This window comes from Helicobacter pylori (assembly GCF_900120335.1).
In the GTDB taxonomy this organism is placed as follows: Bacteria; Campylobacterota; Campylobacteria; order Campylobacterales; family Helicobacteraceae; genus Helicobacter; species Helicobacter pylori_BU.
Window position 1 is genome coordinate 1098498 of sequence record NZ_LT635477.1, and the last position, 21140, is coordinate 1119637.

Below are 21140 nucleotides of genomic sequence, written 5' to 3' on the forward strand. Positions count from 1 at the left end.
TTGCTTTATTATTCTTTTGTTTTAGGAGCGATATAAAGGTGCGTGTCTTTTCGTGGCACATTTTTTAAAGTGGGGATTTGTAAAATCGTGTATTCTTCTATCCCTTTTAAATAATGCAAGCTAATCACATCGCCTGTTTTCACTTCTTTACTGGGCTTAGCACAACTCCCATTGAGCCACACCGCCCCTACGTTGCACATATCTGTCGCTAAAACGCGCCGCTTCACTAAACCCACTGATTGTAAAAATTTGTCTATTCGCATGCGTTTATTTTACCCTATTCTTTAAGTTTTTATCCATAACTTATTAAGGTTTTAGTTTTAGCATGTTAGCATTCAGCCACCACTCTTTTTAAGGAATTTGTTTGAAGTTTCAAATTGTGAGTTTGTTAGCCGCTCTTTTATTAGCCTCTTGCTTGCCCCCTAAAGGCCATCATTCTGGTTTGGTGAATATGTATATCGCGCATCAAGGCCAAAGCGTGCGCACTTATTGGCGCAAAGTGGATAGAGGAGTTGTCGCCAAACACAATGAAACGCTTAAGAAAAACCCTAAAGCAAAGCTCAAAGACCCTAGGGGGCCTTTGTTCATGCTTGGGAGCAATCGTTTCATGCTTTTATGGAAAAACCGCTACGCTTTAGCCAAAGTCCAATCGTTCAAGCTAGAGCCCGGGTTTTATTACTTGGATTCTTTTAGCGTGGAAACTCAAAAAGGCATCTTGCAAAGCGCCCCCGGCTATTCATACACCAAAAATGGCTACGATTTTAAGAACAACCGCCCCTTTTTCCTAGCCTTTGAAGTCAAACCTGACAGCAAGATCGTTCTCCCTAGCGTGGAATTGAGCCTGATTAAAACCCCTAGAGGCTTTTTAGGGGTGTTTTTATTTGACAATAACGAAAAGGGGGCTAATACCCAATGGATTGAAGGGAGCTTGAATTTAAAGCTTAAAAACGCTTCTTTTAAAGACGCGTGGGAATTAAAGCAATAAAGCGCAAGGCCTTGTTTTATGGAGCGTTGGTATTAAAATATTAAAAAGTTTTAACGATACTATATAAATAAAAATTTACTTTTTATGGGCATTGATGAGTATTAATGAGCGTTTGTAAAAATAAAAATCAAGCGTGTTGCGGTGGTTTGATTGGATTTAATGGGTTTGATCAGAATGGGTTAGAATGGAATGATTATATCTTAAAGTCAAAGCCAGAGACAACCCTAGTCAAGTTGCCCCTAGCCACACCGATATTACTCGTGATGCCCGTGGCAGCAACCTTCTTCTTGATGATGACTATCGCTAGTGCTACAACAACCTTCTTCATGATGAGAGCTGTGGTGGTGATGGTGGTGTTCGCCGCCATGATAATGGTGGTGGTGTGTGTGGTGGTGATGGTGGTGGTGCCCGCCGTGTTGTTCTTCATGGTGTGCCATGATGACTCCTTTGATTAAAAATTAAATTCTAGCTCACTGGCTAGGATTTCATTTTACAGTATAAAATCTAATCAATTGTTAATGGAAGAAATTTTGACGCTAATTTTTAAATTTTTGCTACTTGAAAAAAGAGGGCTAAAGCAAACAACACTTGGTAGTGAATACTAGATCCAATACCATTAAAATTTTTGGTCTTGAAAGGAAATTCGCACTTAAAAGAAAGAATTAAAAGCTAGAAAGCAGCCCTAAGGCCGCCCCATAAACGCCCCAATCAATATTGTTGGTTTTGTTGTTGTGCTTTTTGTTGTTGCTGTTGTTGCGCTTGGTGTTGTTGTTCATGGTGTGCCATGATGACTCCTTTAATTGAAATTTAATTCTAGCTCACTGGCTAGGATTTCATTCTATAATGCAAAATCTAACCAATTATTAACGAAAAAGATTTTAATACTAATTTTTAACACGAGCGCCAATTCAAGCGCTTCTGTTGTCAAAACTACCAACATCTTTGAATGAAAAAAGCTATAATAAAGAAGTTGCATTAAAAAGGAAAGACAAATCCCCTTTTTAAGGTATAATATGAGGAATTTTAGAAGCGCTTCTTATGGTAGTAGCTAAAAAGTCTTTAGGACAGCATTTTTTAACGGACGAGTCGTTTTTAGACAGAATTGTTGGTGCTTTGCCCCCTTTAAACCCGTTAAAATTGATTGAAATCGGCGTGGGGCTAGGGGATTTGACTCTCAAGTTGTTGGATCGCTATCCTTTAAAGACTTATGAGATAGATAGCCATTTGTGCGAGAAAATGCGAGCGAGGTTAAAGGCAGAAAAAAAGCCTTTTCAGTTAGAATTGGTAGAAAAAGACGCTCTTTTTTTAAAAGAAGAAGAGCCTTATTTTTTGATTTCTAATTTGCCTTATTATATCGCTACTAGGCTTGTTTTAAATGCGCTCAAAGACCCTAAATGCAGGGGCTTATTGGTGATGACGCAAAAGGAAGTGGCGCTCAAATTTTGTGCTAAAGATTCACAGAATGCGTTGAGCGTTTTAGCTCACACAATAGGGAATGCTACCCTTTTGTTTGATGTGCCGCCTAGCGCGTTTAGTCCGCCTCCAAAGGTGTTTTCTAGCGTGTTTGAAGTGATCAAAGAGCCGCTGAAAGAAAAGGCGTTGGCTTCATTAGCCCCAGCGCCATTTTTTGAAGAAGCCCTACAAAAAGGGTTTGAAACATTAGAAGATTTTTTGAAAGCTTGTTTCTCATCTCCTAGGAAGACGCTTTCAAACAATCTTAAAAAAAGCGTTTCTTATAAAGAAAAGCTTGATAAGGTGTTAGATTTTCTAGCGTTAGAAAACCAACCAACAAGCGTGAGGGCGTCTGAGGTAAAAGATTATCTCAAGCTCTTAAAATCCGTTTTAAAAGGCTAATGCTTTTTTAAAAATTGAAAGATAAAAATTGAAATAAAGGAATAATCGTTATGACTGATAACAACCAAAATAATGAAAACCATGAAGACAGCAGTGAAAACTCAAAAGATCACCATGGGGTGCGAGCCGGGGCGTTTGAGCGATTCACCAACCGCAAAAAGCGTTTCAGAGAAAACGCGCAAAAAAACGCAGAGTCTTCAAACCATGAAGCGCCTTCGTACCATAAAAAAGAGCATCGCCCCAACAAAAAGCCAAACAACCACCACAAACCTAAACATGCCCCCCAAAAAACACGAAATTACGCCAAAGAAGAATTGGATAACAACAAAGTAGAGGGCGTTACGGAAATTTTGCATGTGAATGAGAGAGGGACTTTAGGTTTTCATAAGGAACTCAAAAAGGGCGTTGAAGCGAATAACAAGATCCAAGTGGAGCATTTAAACCCGCATTATAAGATGAATCTCAACTCTAAAGCGAGCGTTAAGATCACGCCTTTAGGGGGCTTGGGCGAGATTGGGGGGAACATGATGGTCATTGAAACCCCAAAAAGCGCGATCGTGATTGATGCGGGCATGAGCTTCCCTAAAGAGGGGCTTTTTGGCGTGGATATTTTAATCCCGGATTTTTCCTATTTGCACCAAATCAAGGACAAAATCGCCGGCATTATCATCACCCATGCCCATGAAGATCACATAGGGGCCACGCCTTATTTGTTTAAAGAGTTGCAATTCCCCCTTTATGGCACACCTTTGAGTTTGGGGCTGATTGGGAGCAAGTTTGACGAACATGGTTTGAAAAAATACCGCTCGTATTTTAAAATCGTAGAAAAGCGTTGCCCCATTAGCGTGGGCGAATTTATCATTGAATGGATCCATATCACGCATTCTATCATTGACAGCAGCGCTTTAGCGATCCAAACTAAAGCTGGAACGATCATCCACACCGGCGATTTTAAGATCGATCACACTCCAGTGGATAATTTGCCCACGGATTTGTATCGTTTAGCGCACTATGGCGAAAAGGGGGTGATGCTTCTTTTAAGCGATTCCACGAACTCCCATAAATCCGGGACCACGCCGAGTGAAAGCACCATAGCGCCGGCTTTTGATACCCTTTTTAAAGAAGCGCAAGGGAGGGTGATTATGAGCACTTTCTCTAGCAATATCCACCGGGTCTATCAAGCCATACAATACGGTATCAAATACAACCGCAAGATCGCTGTGATCGGGCGCTCTATGGAAAAAAACCTAGACATCGCTAGAGAATTGGGCTATATCCATTTGCCTTATCAATCTTTTATTGAAGCCAATGAAGTCGCTAAATACCCAGACAATGAAGTCTTAATCGTAACGACCGGCTCACAAGGCGAAACCATGAGCGCGCTTTATCGCATGGCGACTGATGAACACCGCCACATTTCTATCAAACCCAACGATTTAGTCATCATTTCCGCCAAAGCCATTCCTGGCAATGAAGCGAGTGTTTCAGCGGTGTTGAATTTCTTGATCAAAAAAGAAGCCAAAGTGGCTTATCAAGAATTTGACAATATCCATGTGAGCGGGCATGCCGCCCAAGAAGAGCAAAAGCTCATGCTAAGACTCATTAAGCCCAAGTTTTTCTTACCCGTGCATGGGGAATATAACCATGTCGCGCGCCACAAACAAACCGCTATTGCTTGCGGGGTGCCTGAAAAAAATATCTATTTAATGGAAGATGGTGATCAGGTGGAAGTTGGCCCTGCGTTCATCAAAAAAGTCGGCACGATTAAAAGCGGTAAAAGCTATGTGGATAACCAAAGCAATTTGAGTATTGACACAAGCATCGTGCAACAAAGAGAAGAAGTCGCTAGTGCTGGGGTGTTTGCGGCTACGATTTTTGTGAATAAAAACAAACAAGCGCTTTTAGAAAGCTCTCAATTTTCTAGTTTAGGGCTTGTGGGCTTTAAAGATGAAAAGCATTTGATTAAAGAAATTCAAGGGGGCTTAGAGGTGTTATTGAAATCCAGCAACGCCGAAATTTTGAATAACCCTAAAAAATTAGAAGATCACACTCGTAATTTCATCAGAAAAGCGCTCTTTAAAAAGTTTAGAAAATACCCGGCTATCATTTGTCATGCCCATTCTTTTTGATTGTAACGCTACCGCTATACAAGTCTTAAGAGATGAAGCGAGCGCGCTTTTAGAAAGCGTTAAGCAATTCCAAGAACCTAACGATTTAGAAGCCATTGTCAAGCTCATTTTAAAGAGCCAAGAAAAGGGGGGCAAGCTTGTGATTGTGGGCGTGGGTAAGAGCGCTTTAGTGGCGCAAAAAATCGTTGCTTCCATGCTAAGCACCGGTAACAGGAGCGCGTTTTTACACCCCACAGAAGCCATGCATGGGGATTTGGGCATGGTAGAAAAAAACGATGTGATTTTAATGATTAGCTATGGGGGCGAGTCTTTAGAATTATTGAATCTGGTGAGCCATTTAAAACGCTTAAGCCATAAAATCATCACTTTCACTAAAAGCCCTAATAGTTCGATCTCTAAACTTGGCGATTATTATTTAAGCTTGAAAATCAAAAAAGAAGCTTGCCCGATCAACACCGCTCCAACGACTTCCACCACCCTAACCTTAGCGTTAGGCGATGTTTTAATGGCATGCTTGATGCGAGCGAAAAATTTTAGCCAAGAAGATTTTGCCTCCTTTCATCCGGGCGGGCTTTTAGGCAAAAAACTTTTTGTCAAGGTTAAAGACTTATTGCAAACCACGAACCTCCCCCTAATCGCTCCTAGCACAAGTTTTAAAGATGCGCTCATAGAAATGAGTGAAAAACGCCTAGGCAGCGCGATTTTAGTCAATGATAACAACGAACTTGTGGGGATTTTGAGTGATGGCGATGTCCGTAGGGCGCTATTAAAAGGGCTTAGTTTGGAGAGTGAGGTGAAGCATTTTGCCACTTTAAAACCTAAAAGCTTTAAGAATTTGGACGCCCTTCTTTTAGAAGCGTTAGAATTTTTAGAGCGCCATAAGATCCAGCTTTTAGTGTGCGTGGATAATTGCAATAAGGTTTTAGGGGTCTTGCACTTGCACCAACTTTTAGAATTAGGGCTTAAAGCATGAAAGCTAGTATTTATGATTTCACTTTAGATGAATTGAGCCAACTTTTAAAACCAAGTTTTAGGGCTAAACAGCTTTATTTGTGGCTCTATGCGAAGTATAAAACAAGCTTTAAAGACATGCAAAATAATTTTTCAAAAGACTTTATCGCTTATTTGGAGCAAGAATTTACTTTGCGCACGATAGAAATCGCGCATGTGAGGGAGAGCGTTGATGGCTCTAAAAAATACCTTTTTAAATCTTTAAGGGACAACCACACTTTTGAAGCGGTGTTGTTGAAAATGAAAGACAAAAAGATTGATGAAGAAACGAACGCCGTTTTAGAGGGGGAAAAATACACCGTGTGCGTGTCTTGTCAAATCGGCTGTCAAGTGGGTTGCGCGTTTTGTTTCACTCAAAAAGGCGGTTTTGTAAGGGATCTCAAAGCGAGCGAGATTATCCAGCAAGCCCTGCTCATTAAAGAGGACAATAACCTCCCCATTGAAAAAGCGCTCAACATTGTTTTTATGGGAATGGGCGAGCCTTTGAACAATTTAGATGAGGTGTGTAAGGCGATTGAAATTTTTAATACCGGCATGCAAATTTCACCCAAAAGGATCACCATTTCCACGAGCGGCGTAGCCGATAAAATCCCCATTTTAGCGGGCAAAAATTTAGGCGTGCAATTAGCTATATCCTTACACGCCGTAGATGATAAAACGCGCTCGTCTTTAATGCCCTTGAATAAAAAATACAACATTGAATGCGTTTTGAATGAAGTGAGGAAATGGCCTTTAGAGCAACGAAAAAGAGTGATGTTTGAATACCTTTTAATTAAAGATCTAAACGATAGCCTGGATTGCGCTAAAAAACTTTTAAAACTTTTAAACGGCATTAAATCCAAAGTGAATTTGATCTTATTCAACCCGCATGAAGGCTCTAAGTTTGAACGCCCTAGCTTAGAGAGCGCCAGAATGTTTGCGGATTTTTTAAACGCCAAAGGCTTATTATGCACCATTAGAGAGTCTAAAGCTTTGGATATTGAAGCGGCTTGCGGGCAATTGAGGGAGAAAAAGCTCCAGCAGAAAATTTAAAAACCACTCCCTTAAAAACCCGTATTTATAGACTTTAGGCCATTTGCCATGCGTGTTTGGTGCCATTCAAGGGGTGTTTTTAAGGGGGTTTGTTGTAGGATTTCATCACGCCCCATAGTTACGATATGGGGCAAATCACGGTTAAAAGGGTTTATCATGAAAAGAAAGCATGATAAAAACTCTTGGTTAGTATTATACATTAAAATCTCTTTTAAGGGGTTTAAAGTGGTCTTTTCTATAGAAAAGTAATGTATTAGCCAAAGTTCCCCTGAGTTGAAAAACTTAGGGGTTTCCTTTAAAAAGCGGGTTTGCCCTTGACTTTTGGGGCGTTTCATTTTTCTATCTTTTCATTCAATTTTTTAATCTTGTTTTAGCGTTTGTAAAATGAGAAGTTTTAAGGGGGTTTGTTGTAGGATTTCATCACGCCCCATAAGTTCGCATTATGGGGCAGACCAACCTTGTAAGGAGCATGCCATGAAACACAAAAATGGCAAACGCTCTTGGAGATCATTATACTTTGAGTTTGCTTTTTTGGGGCTTAAAGTGATCGTTTCTGTGAAACGCTGATTTTTCTAAGAGCGTTCCCCTAAGTTTAAAAGCTTAGGGGTTTCCTTTAAAAAGCGGGTTTGCCCTTGACTTTTGGGGCGTTTCATTTTATTGTAAAACGCATTTTCTTAAGAGAGCAGCAATAATTCTCCTCCCTACAAAACTAAATCCCCTTATAGAGTGCTTTTAAAAAATACCGCTTGCTTTAGCTCTTTAATTATTTGTCTTAAATATTTGTCTTAAAAACTACTCCCTTAAAAACCCGTATTCATAGACTTTAGGCTGTATTTCTTTGGCGAGATCCTTTAGGGCGTCTTTCAAATTAGCGTAAAGTTGTTTGTAATATTCATCTTTAGCTTTAGCGGGTGAGTTTAATCTGCCTTGCTTGTTACGGCCTTGAAAAAATTCCTTGATGTCATAAAGGCTTGCGTTAGCGTTATAGGGGGTGTGGGTGAAATCTTGTTTGTGGTAATAGCGATAAATCTCTTTGCCAGCGTCAAAAACCTTTGAAGCGCTCGGGCTGAACTTTAGGGGCTTGTTTTCTTTTTTGGCGTTTAAAAAGAGGCTATCGCTCTTTTTAGGTTCTTTGATTTCGCCTTTTAAAAAGTCTAATAAGGCGTGGCTAGAATACCTTTCTTTAGGATCGACTTCATTCTCGCTAAAGGGGATAAAATGATTGATCCCTTGAGCGGTAGTGATGCGGTTTTGGGTGTGAAAAAGCATGAACGCCAAACAATTGTTCTTAAACTCGCTGTCGTCTTGCCATGTATCATCATAAGGGGCGTAGAATTGATCCCTATCGTTTTGCCATGTTGCTTTGATGCAATGGCGGATGGAGAAATAGATCGCACTGATTAGAAGGTTTGTGAGAGTTAAACCAAGATAATTGTTGTGCCTTGTTCCTTGTCGGTTTAAAACACACAAAAACTTATTATTTTGGAAATCAGGCGTAGGATTTTCCATAAAACCCATAATCTCTTGAGCTTTTTTATTATCGTAATTTTTTATCCAAGCGTTTATATTTTTAACTTTATCCACTATCGGCTTAAAAGTTTTATACCCCAAAAATCCGCCAGAGGAGTCAAACACTTCTAAATTGAACGCGTTGGTTGGTTTTAAGGGGGGGGTAGCAGTATCCCAGACTAAAAAGCCAATGGGGAATTGCCCTGTCACGTTATCAAAGCTATCCGCTGGCACCATAAACCCCTCTAAAAATTTAGCCTTAAAGATTTCTCTGAATTTTTTAAAATGGCTAGAATTAAGGTATTTGAGCGTTGAAAAACTCGCCATGATGCAGCCATCCAATTCCTTATAAATGCGCATGAAAAATTGAGCGAAAAGTTCGTTATTGGCTTTATGCAATTCATCTTTATACTTCTTGCAAATAAGATTGCCCCTAGCCACTAAATCTTTATTTTTCCCCGTGCCGCTAGGCGTTTTAGCCGAAGTCGCTTCCGCATAAGGCGGGTTGATGTAAATAATGAGCTTTTTTCGTTTCTCTTCATCTTTTAAGATTTCTTGCAAGCTTTTTGGCAACTTATCGCTGAAAAAATCATCGTTTAAAAAGTCAAATTGGAAAACCTGATTTTCCAGCAGCTTTAAGTGGTTTTTACTAGCCAGATCTTTAATAATCGCCACATCGTTATGATCCAAAGTGGACAGATACAAATTCGCTTTATTCCATAAACCCCTAAGCAAATTCCCAGTCCCCCCAGCGCAATCCCAAATGATATAATCGTCTTGATAATCTTGCCCCAAAGCTTTAGCTAAATATTCTTGGCTTTTTTCTACCCAAATTTTAGGGGTAAAATACGCCCCCTTCCTTTCCCTCACATCGCTTGGCACTAATAAATCGCGCCGCTCTAAAATAAAAGTTTGAAACTCTAATTGAGGAGGCCTTTCATAAACGCTCCAAAATTCTTTATGGGCTTGTTGATCGTCTTTGAAACCAACTTCCATAAAATCTATTTTACCCAACTCATTCACACCCCTTTTCAATTTATAATAGCTAGAGCTTAAAATCGTTTGTAATTTCTCAATAATGGTTTTATCGCCATCGCTAAGCAAATCCGCTAAATAATAATCCGCATCTAAAATGCCTTTAGCTTTAGCCACCTCCCAATTGATGTCAATGGTGGGTTTGACAGCTTCAAACCACTTTTGATAGATTGTAAAGAAATTGTTTTTATCAATTTGGATTTTGTTGAGCAAATGGCTAGAGTTTAAATAGTTTTTGATAAATTCTTTGCATTCTTCGCTTTGGGTTTTAAAGTCAAAAACCAATTTATGGGGTTTGCACATGGCTTTAAACGCGTCTAAAGCGTGTTTAAAACCCTCTGTGTTGTGGTTGCTTGGGGGGATAGAAAAATTTATATCGCTTTTATAAAAAAAGCTTGTGATCGTGTCATTAAAGGCGATAAATTCCATTTTAAAAGCGTTAAAAGCGCACAAATAGGGTGGCGTGTGGTGGGTATAGAGCTTGTGCCTGCCTATGGTTAAAAGCAGTTGCGTGAAGGCTTTGTCCAAATCGTCAAAATCGCCCCTTTTAGCTTCGCCCCATAAAATGGGTAAGGTGGCATTAGGGTGCTGATAGCTTAGCATGAAATCTATCTTATCCCCGCTATAACGGAATTTTTTATCCTTAAAAAACTCGGCTCTGATTTGGTTTTTTAAGGGTTCTTCATTAAGGTTGCTGAAATCTAAAGGCATTTCAAAACACCACCGTTTTATTTTCATGCACAAACACCCTGTCTTCTAAAACGAGTTTTAAAGCCCTAGCCAAAACCAGTTTTTCTATATCCTTACCCGCTAGGCGCATTTTTTCCACGCTGTAATTGTGGTTAATGGGCAGAGTGTCTTGTAAGATAATTGGCCCGGCATCAAGGCTTTCATTCACAAAATGCGCCGTGGCTCCGATGACTTTCACGCCCCTTTCAAACGCTTGCTGGTAAGGGTTAGCCCCAATGAATGCGGGCAAGAAACTATGATGGATATTGAGAATCTGATTTTCATAGCGCTTCGTAAAATCATGGCTTAAAATGCGCATGTATTTGGCTAAAACGAGCAGATCCGCACTGACTTTGTGCTGTAATTCCAAGTCTTTAATGGTTGCTAAAATCTCTTTTTCATGCAAAATTTGATCAACACAAGGCGCGTAAAAATAAGGGATGTCAAATTTTTCCACTAAAGGGCGTAAAACCTCGTGATTAGAAATAACGCCTAAAATTTGAGCGTTCAATTCCCCCCCATACACCCTTAAAAGCAAATCCCCCAAGCAATGGCTCTCTTTAGTGGCGAGTAAAATGATGTTTTTTTTATGCGTTAAAATGACTTCAATCAATAGCTCGTTAAAGTTTTCTAAGGCTTTAAAAAGAGCGGTTTTTAAGGATCGTTCTTCTTGCTCTTTAATTTCAGTATTCAAGGGCTTCATTTCTTTTTGGATTTTTAGCCGCATGAAAAAGCGCTGCTTTAAGGGATCAACAAATTCATCGTTTTTAACGATGTTATAGCCCTTGTTAGCGATCGTGGTGCTAATGGCACTCACCAGGCCTTTAGCGTCTCTAGCTTGAATTTTTAAAATAAATTCTAACATCTTCATCTCATCAATAATTGATAACCAAATGCTTGCGTGATGATGCTTGTAACCGATTGCGTGGCTTTTTCAATGAAGCGCTCCATAGGGCTTTTTTCTAGCCAATAGGCTTTTTTAACCTTACTCAATTCCATTAAGCGATCTTGGGCTTGCTTAATCGTGCTGATTTTATCAATGAGTTTTAATTTTAGAGCCTTTTGAGCGCTAAAAACCTTCCCTTCAGCAAAATCCTTATAATCCTTAGCGTTTAATTTTCTGGCTTTAGCGACATCATTTACAAACATTTGGTATTGCTCATTGACTAAATTTTGCAAAAATTGTTTTTCGTTAGGCTTCCATGCTCTGGTGAAAGTGCCTATTTCTTTGTATTCGCCCGCATGCACGCCTTGAGTGGCTACGCCGACTTTATTGAGCAAATTTTCCACATTCGCGCTAGAAAAAATCACCCCAATCGATCCGATCAAACTCGCTTTAGAGGCATAAACTTCGCTCGCTTGCATGCCCGCATAATAGCTCCCGCTCGCCATAACCCCCCTAGCATACGCTAAAACGGGCATTTTTTGCTTCAAATCAGCGATTTTTTCGCTCAATTCCACGCTCGCTGACACAGCCCCACCAGGAGAATCAATCAAAAGCAAAACGCCCTTAATGCTAGGGGTTTTTAGGATTTTATCCACTTCTTTGTCAAAATCCTCGGCGCTAAAAATCGCCCCATTTAAATAGAGTTTAGCGAGATTGGGCGGTTCGCTTGGCGCGCTTTCTTTAGCGCTAAAAAAGACTAACACAATCAACAACAGCACAAACGACTTGAAATACTTCGTGATAAAATCTAAAGGCGCGATCACTAAAGCCTTAAAGATTTTTTGAATGAAACTCCACATGCAGCTTTTCCTAAACTTAATATTTGACCATAAGAGTGTATTATACTTCAAATGTTTTAAGGATTAAATCATGGCGTGTAAATTTTGCCCTAAGATCAGAAAAACAGACTGGATTTTTATTTTAATCGCCGCTTTAGGCTTTTATTCAGTCAATAAGCTAGGGTATGTGCCCAAATTCAACGCCCCTATTTCAAAATCTTCACGCCCTCTTTCACGCCCTATTGAAAAGCCTAACAATATGACCGAAGAAGAAAGGAAAAAGCGTTTTATGGAGTTGCAAAAAGCATGCTTACTCCATAAAGACAAAAAGGCATGCGAAGAGGTTTTTTAGATTGTTTTTGTTGGTTTTTTGCACTTTTAATATCATTTGGCTTGCAAGTTTTTACGCTCTTTTTGTTTGCAAAAAGGCTTTTTTTAGCGGTGGTTTTTAGCTATTCTAACAACCCCCAACACCCCAAAATTCAAGTGCTCTTAAGCTAAGTCTAAGTCTACTATAATCAAAAGATTTTAAAGAAAACTTAAATTGTATTTATATTTGAGAATTTGATAAAAATATTAAAGAAAAATATATCATGGAAGCCTTTGTGGTTGATTTAGATAGTAGTGAAAATCAAATTATGTTAAAACCCAGCACACCCCCTTTTAGCAACCAAGCCCATCAAGTTAGTGAAGTGGCTAAAAAGATTCACGAACTCATTAAAAACGCCCCATATTCTAACGATGACATCGTTTTAAATCGCAATGAAATTAAGGAAGCCTTTTTTAATCCCTTCAAACCGCAGTTAAAAAACGCTCAAGTGTTCCTCTCGCATTCGCATGCAGACAGAAATAAGGCTTTAGAGGTTAAAGACTATTTGGAAAGCAAGACAAAACGCAAAGTGTTTATCGATTCGCTTTTTTGGGATTATAAAGACGATGTCTTAAACAAATTAGCAAAATACGATGATATAAGCAAGATTGAAGACGCTTTCACGCTCATTCTCAGAGAATCTTTACAAGATATGATTGAAAAATGCCCTTATTTTGTGTTTTTACAAAGCAAGAACAGCGTTTCCAATCAAGGGCTATCACGCATCACTTATTCCGCATGGATTTATGAAGAGTTGAAAATCGCTCATTCTATTAGCGCTATTAGCGAGAGTCGCCTAATTCCAATGATGGAAAGCATGCAAGTCTTTCACGACATATCGCCATTTTTAAAAAGTTTTGAGACCATAACCCTTAAAAAACTATCACAACAAATCAATTCGTAGGAACAAGCATGTTTTTTAAAACTTATCAAAAATTACTAAGTGCAAGCTGTTTGGCGTTGTATTTAGTGGGCTGTGGGAATGGTGGTGGCGGTGAATCGCCGGTTGAGATGATTGCAAATAGCGAGGGTACATTTCAAATCGACTCCAAAGCAGATAGAGTTACTATTCAAGGCGTGAAGCTTAATAGATGTAATTGTGCTGTCAATTTTGTTTCAATAGGAGAGGGTGATTTATTTATAGCTGCTTTAATTTTAGGTCAAGTTACTCCAATCTCTATACAGGATTTTAAAGATATGGCAAGCTTTTATAAAGGACTTAACAACAAAGAAAGGTTGGCAAACATGGAGAATAAAATTTCTCAATTAGAGCAAAAGGGTGTGATGATGGAGCCTCAAGCCCTTAAATTTGGGGAAAAAATAAAGGGATTTTCTCAAGGGTGCGATATTATAGAAGCAGAAATACAAACCGACAAAGGTGCTTGGACTTTTAATTTTAACAGATAAATATCAAACATGGAAAATACCCCGAAAGACAGAGCAAAAATCCTTATAGAAGAGCTTAAAATCTTGCAAGGCGTTATCAACAGGATGGCGCAAAATTCTTTAGAGTGCAAAAAATGGACACTCGCTCTTGTTGTTGGGGTTTTATCCCTCAAAATAGAAGCGACTTCTAATCTTTATGGGCTATGCGTTTTGGGGGTGTTGTTAGCATGTTTTTATCTTTTAGACGCTTATTATCTCATGCAAGAAAGGCTGTTTAGGGAGCAATACCAATGGCTAATAAAAAACCGACTTAAAACCGATGAAAGGCTGTTTGAAGTCCTTCCTGCTCATCAAACTTGCCGGTGCGTGCTATACTTATGCGCCATGTTTTCGTTTAGCCTTTTCCCTTATTGGGTGTTAGGTTTGTGTTTGGTGGGCTATGGTTTTTATTGTTAATTCTTGTTTCAATGAAGCGTTGGTTATCAAGAGCTTGATTTTAATCAAATGATGAGACTAAATGCATTCAATCATGATCAGATTAAACCCACCCACCCCAACCACCAGCAAGAAATCAAAAACAAGCAAATCAAAAGCAAGAAACAAAACAAGCAAGAAATGAAGGATAAGATAAAGATAAGGCTTAAGAAAATAAAACCCAACGACCAAACCCCACTAAACCCTCTTAAAAATAACGAACCCACTAAATGTTAAGAAGCAAGAAAAACTAAAAACATGAAACCAAACATTAAAACATAAGAATTAAAACGCAATAAGTAAGGAATAAGAAATTAAAACCCAAGAAGTAACAAGTAAAACTCCAACACAACAACCACAAACCATAAGCAGTAAAAACCTTAAGAACACAAAGGAACAAGAAGCAAAAAGTCCAAACATAAGAATTAAGAAAGTCCAACACTAAAACCAACACTCAAACAAAAGAAATGAGATTTAAGAAAAATAAAACACAAACACGAAACACAATCAAATCAAAATCAAACTAAATAAAAAGTAAGAAGCAAAAACCATAAGCAGTAAGAAACCAAAATCAAGCAAGCAAAAGACAAGGTGAAACAACAAACTAAGATTATAAGCAGTAAAAAACCTTAAGAACACAAAGGAACAAGAAGCAAAACACCAAAACTAAAACTTTAATATTAAAGCGTAAAAAACAAAAAGTTAAACATAAGAATTAAAACACAACAAGTAAAAAATAAGAATGGAAAAAAACAAGAAGTAAGATTTAAGAAATCCAATACAAATAAGCAAGAAATATTAAAAACAAACAAGAATTAAAAAGTTTAAGCAAAAATCAAATAAAAAACAAGATTTAAAAAAGAAAGAATAAGCTCAATCTTTCAAAACTAAGCAACAAGAAGTCCTTTTGTCAGGTAATACTCTTTGGCTTTTAACAAGCGAATGTTAAAAGCTTTTCTCTAGAAAGGAGGTGATCCAACCGCAGGTTCACCTACGGTTACCTTGTTACGACTTCACCCCAGTCGCTGTGTGTGCCGTGGGCAGTAGCTAGTTTAGCATCCTGACTTAAGGCAAACACAACTCCCATGGTGTGACGGGCGGTGAGTACAAGACCCGGGAACGTATTCACCGCAACATGGCTGATTTGCGATTACTAGCGATTCCAGCTTCATGCAGGCGAGTTGCAGCCTACAATCCGAACTGAGAGGCGTTTTGAAGATTGGCTCCACTTCGCAGTATTGCTTCTCTTTGTGCACCCCATTGTAGCACGTGTGTAGCCCTAGGCGTAAGGGCCATGATGACTTGACGTCGTCCCCACCTTCCTCCTCCTTACGGAGGCAGTATCCTTAGAGTTCTCAGCATGACCTGTTAGCAACTAAGAAAGGGGGTTGCGCTCGTTGCGGGACTTAACCCAACATCTCACGACACGAGCTGACGACAGCCGTGCAGCACCTGTTTTCAAGGTCTAGCAAGCTAGACACTCCACTATTTCTAGCGGATTCTCTCAATGTCAAGCCTAGGTAAGGTTCTTCGTGTATCTTCGAATTAAACCACATGCTCCACCGCTTGTGCGGGTCCCCGTCTATTCCTTTGAGTTTTAATCTTGCGACCGTACTCCCCAGGCGGGATGCTTAATGCGTTAGCTGCATTACTGGAGAGACTAAGCCCTCCAACAACTAGCATCCATCGTTTAGGGCGTGGACTACCAGGGTATCTAATCCTGTTTGCTCCCCACGCTTTCGCGCAATCAGCGTCAGTAATGTTCCAGCAGGTCGCCTTCGCAATGAGTATTCCTCTTGATCTCTACGGATTTTACCCCTACACCAAGAATTCCACCTACCTCTCCCACACTCTAGAATAGTAGTTTCAAATGCAGTTCTATGGTTAAGCCATAGGATTTCACACCTGACTGACTATCCCGCCTACGCGCTCTTTACGCCCAGTGATTCCGAGTAACGCTTGCACCCTCCGTATTACCGCGGCTGCTGGCACGGAGTTAGCCGGTGCTTATTCGTTAGATACCGTCATTATCTTCTCTAACAAAAGGAGTTTACAATCCTAAAACCTTCATCCTCCACGCGGCGTTGCTGCTTCAGGGTTTCCCCCATTGAGCAATATTCCCTACTGCTGCCTCCCGTAGGAGTCTGGACCGTGTCTCAGTTCCAGTGTGTCCGTTCACCCTCTCAGGCCGGATACCCGTCATAGCCTTGGTAAGCCATTACCTTACCAACAAGCTGATAGGACATAGGCTGATCTCTTAGCGATAAATCTTTCCCCCGTAGGGAGTATCTGGTATTAATCATCGTTTCCAATGGCTATCCCAAACTAAGAGGCACATGACCTATGCGTTACTCACCCGTGCGCCACTAATCCACTTCTAGCAAGCTAGAAGCTTCATCGTTCGACTTGCATGTATTAGGCACGCCGCCAGCGTTCACTCTGAGCCAGGATCAAACTCTCCATAAAAGTGTTTGTCCTAAAGCTCTTTTTGTTTTTTGATAGGCTGTTGCTATTCCTAACAACAGCTTTAGCGTATCACAAGAACTCGTTTTATACTTTATTGAATAAAACGGGTTGTGTTCTTAAGTATTACAACAACAAAACAGAAAGAAACTTTTTAAAAAGGTTTAGCCAAACGCTAACCTTAAAATACTCTCATGCCATTCAATCATCAATCATAATCATATAATCATCATAATCAATGAAATCAATTGGCAGGTTGGATAAGCATTCCTTATCAAAGAATGGGAGTTATAAAAACCCTCACTCTATTTGACAAGTCATTACTTATTGCTTTAGAATATCCCTTTAAAAAGAACTTCTATCAATTTGCTTAGTTTTCAAAGATCGTTTGCTTTAAACAGCTATCCTTGTAAGATATCAAGCGGCTTTTTAAAAGCCCTTGCTGAAACAAGGAAATGAAAGTATAGTCATATAAAGCTTAAGGTTTGCTTAAATTATAAAAATTTTTGACAGAGTAAGTTAAAATTTTAAAATAATTGGGTTTTGAGAAATCTAAATACCGCCAAAAAACACGCGCGCATTCCCCATAAAACCACTATTAAGCACTAATGGATCTCCGTTTTCAAAAATCACTCCGTAGTAGAGAGCAAAAAATGAAATCATGGATTTAGAAAAAATCCGCTTAAGCTAACCCTTTTAAATTGGGTGCTTTTTTGTCCCCTTAGTGGGGGAAGCGCGTTAGTTCTTCTTAAAGAGTTGGTTTTTAAGTGAGCTGTTAAAAGGCTCGTTGGAGGAAAAGTTCTTTTTCTTGGGAGCGTGCTGATTTTTTGGCAAGTTATCTACAATTTCAGCGACACTGCGTTCTCTCACATTGCAAGACTTCTTCAAGTCTGAAGGGACAGAATTGGGGCTTTCTTGAATGTTAGCAATGAAGACTTCAAAGCCTTTCTCCCAAGCGGCTTCTAACACAGGCACAAAATCGGTATCCTTGCTGAACAGCAAAATACACCCTCCTTGTTTGGTGCAATACAGCTTGGTAATATCGTGCGCCAACAGCACATCAATTTGTTTTTGACGCAATTCTAAGTGCGGTATGAGAATTTCGGCTTCTAGGCCATTATAAACTTCTTTGTCTTCGAACTTATATACGAATTTGAACTTTACCCGTCCGACTCGTAATTTCACTTGATTTTGTTGGGCGATCGCATGGTTGAAAGATTGCATAATCCCTGATTTATTCACTCTTTCCTCATATTCTTTAGGATTCTTCTCTTTATACTTCTCAAGTTCTTCGTTTTTATTGCCCCTAATTCTAGGCTCGGCTTCTGTGAAAGGCTCAGATACATAAAAATAGATCCGCTTCAATTCCTCTTCAGGCTCTAGGAACGAACGGATTAGCGCTAAGAGTTGCTCGGGGTTGTTGAAATTAAAATTAGACTCTTTTAAACGCTCATCCGTTTCTTAGATTGCCTTCAAATCGGCGAGGAGATTTTCCCAATCCACAAAAATCGTGGTTTCAGTTTTTTTCCATGCTTTCTCCCAAAATATGAATTTTGCCATAAGGGTTGAGTATAGCATGGGGATTTAAACATGCCTTGTTTCTTAAAAAAATAAAAGTTCTGTTAAAGTTCTGTTCTCATCAAACAGACACTCAAAGCCTTATTTAACTTTCTTTAATTTTTTAAAAACTTTATAGTAAAACTTTCTTGAGAACATAGGGGGATATTTCGCATTTAATATTCTCATCAATCCTTTAATCCCCCTAACCTCCCAAGGATCGATTTTTCAAGGAGTTATCGCCCAACTTGCGTCAGGCTTTTTGTATTTTGATGGTAAAAAACGCTTTTAACCTTTTTTAAAATTTGACAACCAACGCCCCATTAAAGACAGAGCTAAAAATTCAGTTTAACAGATAGCAAGCCAGAAAAGAAGTTATTAAAACTTTGCCTTAAAAAAACGAACGCCAACGCCAAAAAGAGTTTAGAGTTTTAAAAAAGTCGGTGGTAAAACTAAAAAGGGATTAAAAAACTCTTTTTCAAGCCAATCCAATCCACTGAAAAAGTTTTACGCTAATTTTAAGAGAAGCGGTTAGAAAACGGATTCCAACCCCTAAAGAGCGTTTCACCCACCAGCATGATGGACAAAAAAGCCTTAAAAAAATTAATGGCGGACTTCTTTAATCCTTGCTGCCTTACCTCTCCTATCGCGCAAATAGTAGAGCTTCGCACGGCGTACCCTACCCAAGCGCAACACCTCAACGCTCGCCAAACTTTCGCTATAAAAAGGGAAAATTTTCTCCACGCCGATATTGTTAGCCCCTATTTTACGCACGCAAAAAGTCTTATCCACGCCATTGCCTCTAATCGCAATGCACACGCCTTCAAAATACTGGGTTCGTGTTTTTTCGCCTTCTTTAATGGTAATACCCAATCTCAAAGTATCGCCAGCTTTAAATGTTGGCATGCTCTTGTCTTTTAATTGAGCGTCTTCAAACTGCTGAATGTAGCGGTTTTTCATGTGTTTTCCTTAATGTCAATTTCATGATTTGTGCTGTTTGAATAAATCAAGGCGGTAAAATTTTGTCCTTAATTTTGACAAATCAAGTTTTAGTTGCCTGATTTTAGCATGATTTCCTTTAGAATATTCTAAAGGTGCAGGGATTTTATTGATTTCTTTGGATTTAAAAACAGCGTTAGCGAAATTAGGGGCTTCCAAATAATGGTTTTCAAAGCTCTCATTTTCTAAAGATTGGGCGTTACCCAAGACCCCTTGAATGTGGCGAGCGATACTATCTATCAAGCACAACGCCCCAAGCTCGCCCCCTGTTAAAATAAAATCGCCTATACAAAAAACCTCATCAGCACCCAATTCAATAGAGCGTTCATCAAAGCCCTCATAACGCCCGCACACCAAAACGACATGCTTTTTTTGAGCCAAACGCATCGCGTCTATTTGCTTGAAAGGCTTGCCTACCGCGCTTAAAAAAATCGTGTGTTTAGGGTTTTTAACAGAGTAGAGCGCGTTTTCTATCATCTCAGGGTCTAAAATTTGCCCCGCACCCCCACCAATGAGCGTGTGATCCGCTTTTTGATATTTATTAGCGCTAAAATCTCTAAGGTTTAACACTTCTAATTCAAAAAGATTTTTTTCTAACGCTCTTTTTAAAATAGAATCTTCAAAATAAGGCCATACGAGTTGCGGGAAAAGGGTTAAAACGCTGAATTTCACTCAACTATTCTCTAAAAGCGTTTTAGCGTTATGGGTGGTTATTTTTTTGTCTTGCAAAAGGATTTCTTGGATATAAAAATCCCTATAAGGGATTAAAAAAATCTTAGCCAAACCTTTTTCAACCAAGTTCAGCGTGGTTTCAACCATGAAGTAATCTGTTTGAGAAATCCTTTGGATTTCTATGACTTTTCCTAAAATCTCGTTTCCTTCCACCACGCTAAGCCCTACTAAATCGCAATAAAAAAACTCGCCCTCTTTTAAAACGCAGAGCTTCTTGCTCTCTGCTTCGCTCATAAAAAGCCCTAAATTAGTCAGCTCTTTAGCCTTTTCGGGCGTGTGGATAGTTTCTAAAAATAACAGGTTTTTGGCATGCTCATAAGAATGGATTGTATATTCTTTAAAAGAAGAAGCGCGAGAGAAAGCGTTGGTTGGAGCGGCACTCACCTTAACGCCTTTTTTTAAGCACTCTGGAAAATCGCTCTCTAAATGAAGCTTTAACCCCCCATTAAGCCCCACGCTTTTACCAATCCTACCCACTAAAAGCATGAAAAAAATTCAAGGCGTTTGATCGCCTAAAGCATGGGGATTTTTATCACCATTTTTATCATTACTCGCAAAAACAACGATTTTATAAGAAAACCCGTCTTTGGCTTTCACACCAGAAACGAACGCCTTAATCGCGCTCACCATTTTGCCCTCTTTACCAATCACATGCCCCATGTCTGATGGGTGGGTATAAATAGTGATTTGTTTGACTTTATCTTCTAAAAGCGTGCACTCCACGCTCAAAGCTTGCGGAAAAGAAACAACCTTTTTTAAATATTTTTCTAAAAAAGTTGCCACGCAATACGAATAGTCCTTACAATCAGCTTGAGAAAAAGGCGTGTTCAAAGGATCTAATTCGCGCATCTAGCCTCACAAAACCTTAGGCTTTTTGAGAAAGTTTTTCCACCCTCTCGCTCATTTTAGCCCCCACGCCTTTCCAATAATTCAAGCGCTCCTTATCAATTCTAACATCTTTAGGCTCGCTTAAAGGGTTGTAATACCCAATGGATTCAATCCAGCCTCCATCCCTTCTTTTCCTAGAATCGGTTACCACCACCCTGTAAAAAGGCTTTTTCTTTCTCCCGATGCGAGTGAGTCTAATGACTGTCATTACAAAAATCTCCTAAAATATTCGTATTAAATTTGAGATTATACAACAAAAGCG

General features: G+C 39.3%; 19 protein-coding genes, 1 rRNA gene and 1 pseudogene. 9 read left to right on the forward strand and 12 right to left on the reverse strand.

Annotated features, from left to right (window positions below):
* Window positions 1–8: 8 nt before the first annotated feature.
* Entirely contained in the window at window positions 9–263 is a 255-nt protein-coding gene (locus CS889_RS05340) for an RNA-binding S4 domain-containing protein (protein ID WP_001217177.1), read from the reverse strand.
* A gap of 101 nt (window positions 264–364) precedes the next feature.
* Here CS889_RS05340 and CS889_RS05345 point away from each other — a divergent pair, with 101 nt between their 5' ends.
* Window positions 365–985, forward strand: coding sequence for a hypothetical protein (locus CS889_RS05345; protein ID WP_089087060.1), 621 nt, complete (start codon window positions 365–367; stop codon window positions 983–985).
* Between the two features lie 317 nt (window positions 986–1302).
* Here the strand turns inward: CS889_RS05345 and CS889_RS08745 are convergent.
* A pseudogene (locus CS889_RS08745) lies at window positions 1303–1422 on the reverse strand (hypothetical protein); the annotation flags it as partial.
* A 601-nt stretch (window positions 1423–2023) separates the two neighbouring features.
* Between CS889_RS08745 and rsmA the strand changes: the two are divergent.
* Genes rsmA through rlmN form a run of 4 tightly spaced genes read left to right on the forward strand, consistent with a single transcriptional unit; the run spans window position 2024 to window position 7011 of the window.
* Window positions 2024–2839 carry a 16S rRNA (adenine(1518)-N(6)/adenine(1519)-N(6))-dimethyltransferase RsmA gene (gene rsmA / locus CS889_RS05355; RefSeq protein WP_089087061.1) on the forward strand — a complete coding sequence of 272 codons (816 nt, stop codon included), beginning with the start codon at window positions 2024–2026 and terminating at the stop codon, window positions 2837–2839.
* Between the two features lie 50 nt (window positions 2840–2889).
* Entirely contained in the window at window positions 2890–4968 is a 2079-nt protein-coding gene (locus tag CS889_RS05360; RefSeq protein ID WP_089087062.1) for a ribonuclease J, read from the forward strand.
* Window positions 4952–5941 carry a KpsF/GutQ family sugar-phosphate isomerase gene (locus CS889_RS05365; RefSeq protein WP_089087063.1) on the forward strand — a complete coding sequence of 330 codons (990 nt, stop codon included), beginning with the start codon at window positions 4952–4954 and terminating at the stop codon, window positions 5939–5941. Before CS889_RS05360 ends, CS889_RS05365 begins: the two co-directional genes overlap by 17 nt.
* Entirely contained in the window at window positions 5938–7011 is a 1074-nt protein-coding gene (gene rlmN, locus CS889_RS05370; protein WP_089087064.1) for a dual-specificity RNA methyltransferase RlmN, read from the forward strand. Before CS889_RS05365 ends, rlmN begins: the two co-directional genes overlap by 4 nt.
* Before the next feature lie 792 nt (window positions 7012–7803).
* On the opposite strand, the gene CS889_RS05385 is transcribed toward rlmN, so the two are convergent.
* Genes CS889_RS05385 through sppA form a run of 3 tightly spaced genes read right to left on the reverse strand, consistent with a single transcriptional unit; the run spans window position 7804 to window position 12030 of the window.
* The gene (locus CS889_RS05385; RefSeq protein WP_089087391.1) at window positions 7804–10266 is read right to left on the reverse strand and encodes a hypothetical protein; all 2463 of its coding nucleotides are present in this window, start codon (window positions 10264–10266) and stop codon (window positions 7804–7806) included.
* Between the two features lies 1 nt (window position 10267).
* Window positions 10268–11149: a formyltetrahydrofolate deformylase gene (gene purU / locus CS889_RS05390; protein WP_089087066.1), complete on the reverse strand. Its 882-nt coding sequence runs from the start codon at window positions 11147–11149 to the stop codon at window positions 10268–10270.
* A 2-nt stretch (window positions 11150–11151) separates the two neighbouring features.
* Complete coding sequence (gene sppA / locus CS889_RS05395) at window positions 11152–12030, reverse strand: signal peptide peptidase SppA (RefSeq protein WP_089087067.1); 879 nt, start codon at window positions 12028–12030, stop codon at window positions 11152–11154.
* Between the two features lie 70 nt (window positions 12031–12100).
* On the opposite strand from sppA, the gene CS889_RS05400 reads away from it, so the two are divergent.
* The 4 genes from CS889_RS05400 to CS889_RS05415 all read left to right on the forward strand — a co-directional run bounded on the left by CS889_RS05400 (window position 12101) and on the right by CS889_RS05415 (window position 14221).
* Window positions 12101–12361 carry a hypothetical protein gene (locus tag CS889_RS05400; RefSeq protein ID WP_089087068.1) on the forward strand — a complete coding sequence of 87 codons (261 nt, stop codon included), beginning with the start codon at window positions 12101–12103 and terminating at the stop codon, window positions 12359–12361.
* A gap of 241 nt (window positions 12362–12602) precedes the next feature.
* Entirely contained in the window at window positions 12603–13283 is a 681-nt protein-coding gene (locus CS889_RS05405) for a toll/interleukin-1 receptor domain-containing protein (protein WP_000387187.1), read from the forward strand.
* A gap of 8 nt (window positions 13284–13291) precedes the next feature.
* Window positions 13292–13786 (forward strand): hypothetical protein, encoded by a 495-nt coding sequence (locus tag CS889_RS05410; RefSeq protein ID WP_000465620.1) that lies wholly within the window; start codon window positions 13292–13294, stop codon window positions 13784–13786.
* A gap of 9 nt (window positions 13787–13795) precedes the next feature.
* Window positions 13796–14221: a hypothetical protein gene (locus CS889_RS05415; protein ID WP_000432302.1), complete on the forward strand. Its 426-nt coding sequence runs from the start codon at window positions 13796–13798 to the stop codon at window positions 14219–14221.
* Window positions 14222–15202: 981 nt separating this feature from the next.
* Here the strand turns inward: CS889_RS05415 and CS889_RS05420 are convergent.
* The 7 genes from CS889_RS05420 to rpsP form a co-directional block, all read right to left on the reverse strand.
* Window positions 15203–16705, reverse strand: a 16S ribosomal RNA gene (locus tag CS889_RS05420).
* Window positions 16706–17440: 735 nt separating this feature from the next.
* Window positions 17441–18097, reverse strand: coding sequence for an NYN domain-containing protein (locus tag CS889_RS05430; RefSeq protein ID WP_231899386.1), 657 nt, complete (start codon window positions 18095–18097; stop codon window positions 17441–17443).
* A 765-nt stretch (window positions 18098–18862) separates the two neighbouring features.
* On the reverse strand, window positions 18863–19219 hold the full coding sequence (gene rplS, locus CS889_RS05435; RefSeq protein WP_089087069.1) for a 50S ribosomal protein L19: 357 nt from the start codon (window positions 19217–19219) through the stop codon (window positions 18863–18865).
* 21 nt (window positions 19220–19240) lie between these two features.
* Entirely contained in the window at window positions 19241–19930 is a 690-nt protein-coding gene (gene trmD, locus CS889_RS05440; protein WP_089087070.1) for a tRNA (guanosine(37)-N1)-methyltransferase TrmD, read from the reverse strand.
* On the reverse strand, window positions 19931–20476 hold the full coding sequence (rimM, locus tag CS889_RS05445; RefSeq protein ID WP_172825121.1) for a ribosome maturation factor RimM: 546 nt from the start codon (window positions 20474–20476) through the stop codon (window positions 19931–19933).
* Between the two features lie 9 nt (window positions 20477–20485).
* Entirely contained in the window at window positions 20486–20839 is a 354-nt protein-coding gene (locus CS889_RS05450; protein WP_089087072.1) for a KH domain-containing protein, read from the reverse strand.
* Between the two features lie 16 nt (window positions 20840–20855).
* Window positions 20856–21086: a 30S ribosomal protein S16 gene (gene rpsP / locus CS889_RS05455; RefSeq protein WP_000216134.1), complete on the reverse strand. Its 231-nt coding sequence runs from the start codon at window positions 21084–21086 to the stop codon at window positions 20856–20858.
* Window positions 21087–21140: the final 54 nt, after the last annotated feature.

Excerpts from the sequence above, each read along its gene's own strand:
- CS889_RS05450 (WP_089087072.1), bottom strand. The coding sequence starts at position 20,839 with ATGCGCGAATTAGATCCTTTGAACACGCCTTTTTCTCAAGCTGATTGT.
- sppA (WP_089087067.1), bottom strand. The coding sequence starts at position 12,030 with ATGTGGAGTTTCATTCAAAAAATCTTTAAGGCTTTAGTGATCGCGCCT.
- CS889_RS05340 (WP_001217177.1), bottom strand. The coding sequence starts at position 263 with ATGCGAATAGACAAATTTTTACAATCAGTGGGTTTAGTGAAGCGGCGC.
- rpsP (WP_000216134.1), bottom strand. The coding sequence starts at position 21,086 with ATGACAGTCATTAGACTCACTCGCATCGGGAGAAAGAAAAAGCCTTTT.
- rlmN (WP_089087064.1), top strand. The coding sequence starts at position 5,938 with ATGAAAGCTAGTATTTATGATTTCACTTTAGATGAATTGAGCCAACTT.
- rsmA (WP_089087061.1), top strand. The coding sequence starts at position 2,024 with ATGGTAGTAGCTAAAAAGTCTTTAGGACAGCATTTTTTAACGGACGAG.
- CS889_RS05415 (WP_000432302.1), top strand. The coding sequence starts at position 13,796 with ATGGAAAATACCCCGAAAGACAGAGCAAAAATCCTTATAGAAGAGCTT.
- CS889_RS05385 (WP_089087391.1), bottom strand. The coding sequence starts at position 10,266 with ATGCCTTTAGATTTCAGCAACCTTAATGAAGAACCCTTAAAAAACCAA.
- rplS (WP_089087069.1), bottom strand. The coding sequence starts at position 19,219 with ATGAAAAACCGCTACATTCAGCAGTTTGAAGACGCTCAATTAAAAGAC.
- CS889_RS05400 (WP_089087068.1), top strand. The coding sequence starts at position 12,101 with ATGGCGTGTAAATTTTGCCCTAAGATCAGAAAAACAGACTGGATTTTT.
- CS889_RS05405 (WP_000387187.1), top strand. The coding sequence starts at position 12,603 with ATGGAAGCCTTTGTGGTTGATTTAGATAGTAGTGAAAATCAAATTATG.
- CS889_RS05360 (WP_089087062.1), top strand. The coding sequence starts at position 2,890 with ATGACTGATAACAACCAAAATAATGAAAACCATGAAGACAGCAGTGAA.
- rimM (WP_172825121.1), bottom strand. The coding sequence starts at position 20,476 with ATGCTTTTAGTGGGTAGGATTGGTAAAAGCGTGGGGCTTAATGGGGGG.
- purU (WP_089087066.1), bottom strand. The coding sequence starts at position 11,149 with ATGTTAGAATTTATTTTAAAAATTCAAGCTAGAGACGCTAAAGGCCTG.
- CS889_RS05365 (WP_089087063.1), top strand. The coding sequence starts at position 4,952 with ATGCCCATTCTTTTTGATTGTAACGCTACCGCTATACAAGTCTTAAGA.
- CS889_RS05410 (WP_000465620.1), top strand. The coding sequence starts at position 13,292 with ATGTTTTTTAAAACTTATCAAAAATTACTAAGTGCAAGCTGTTTGGCG.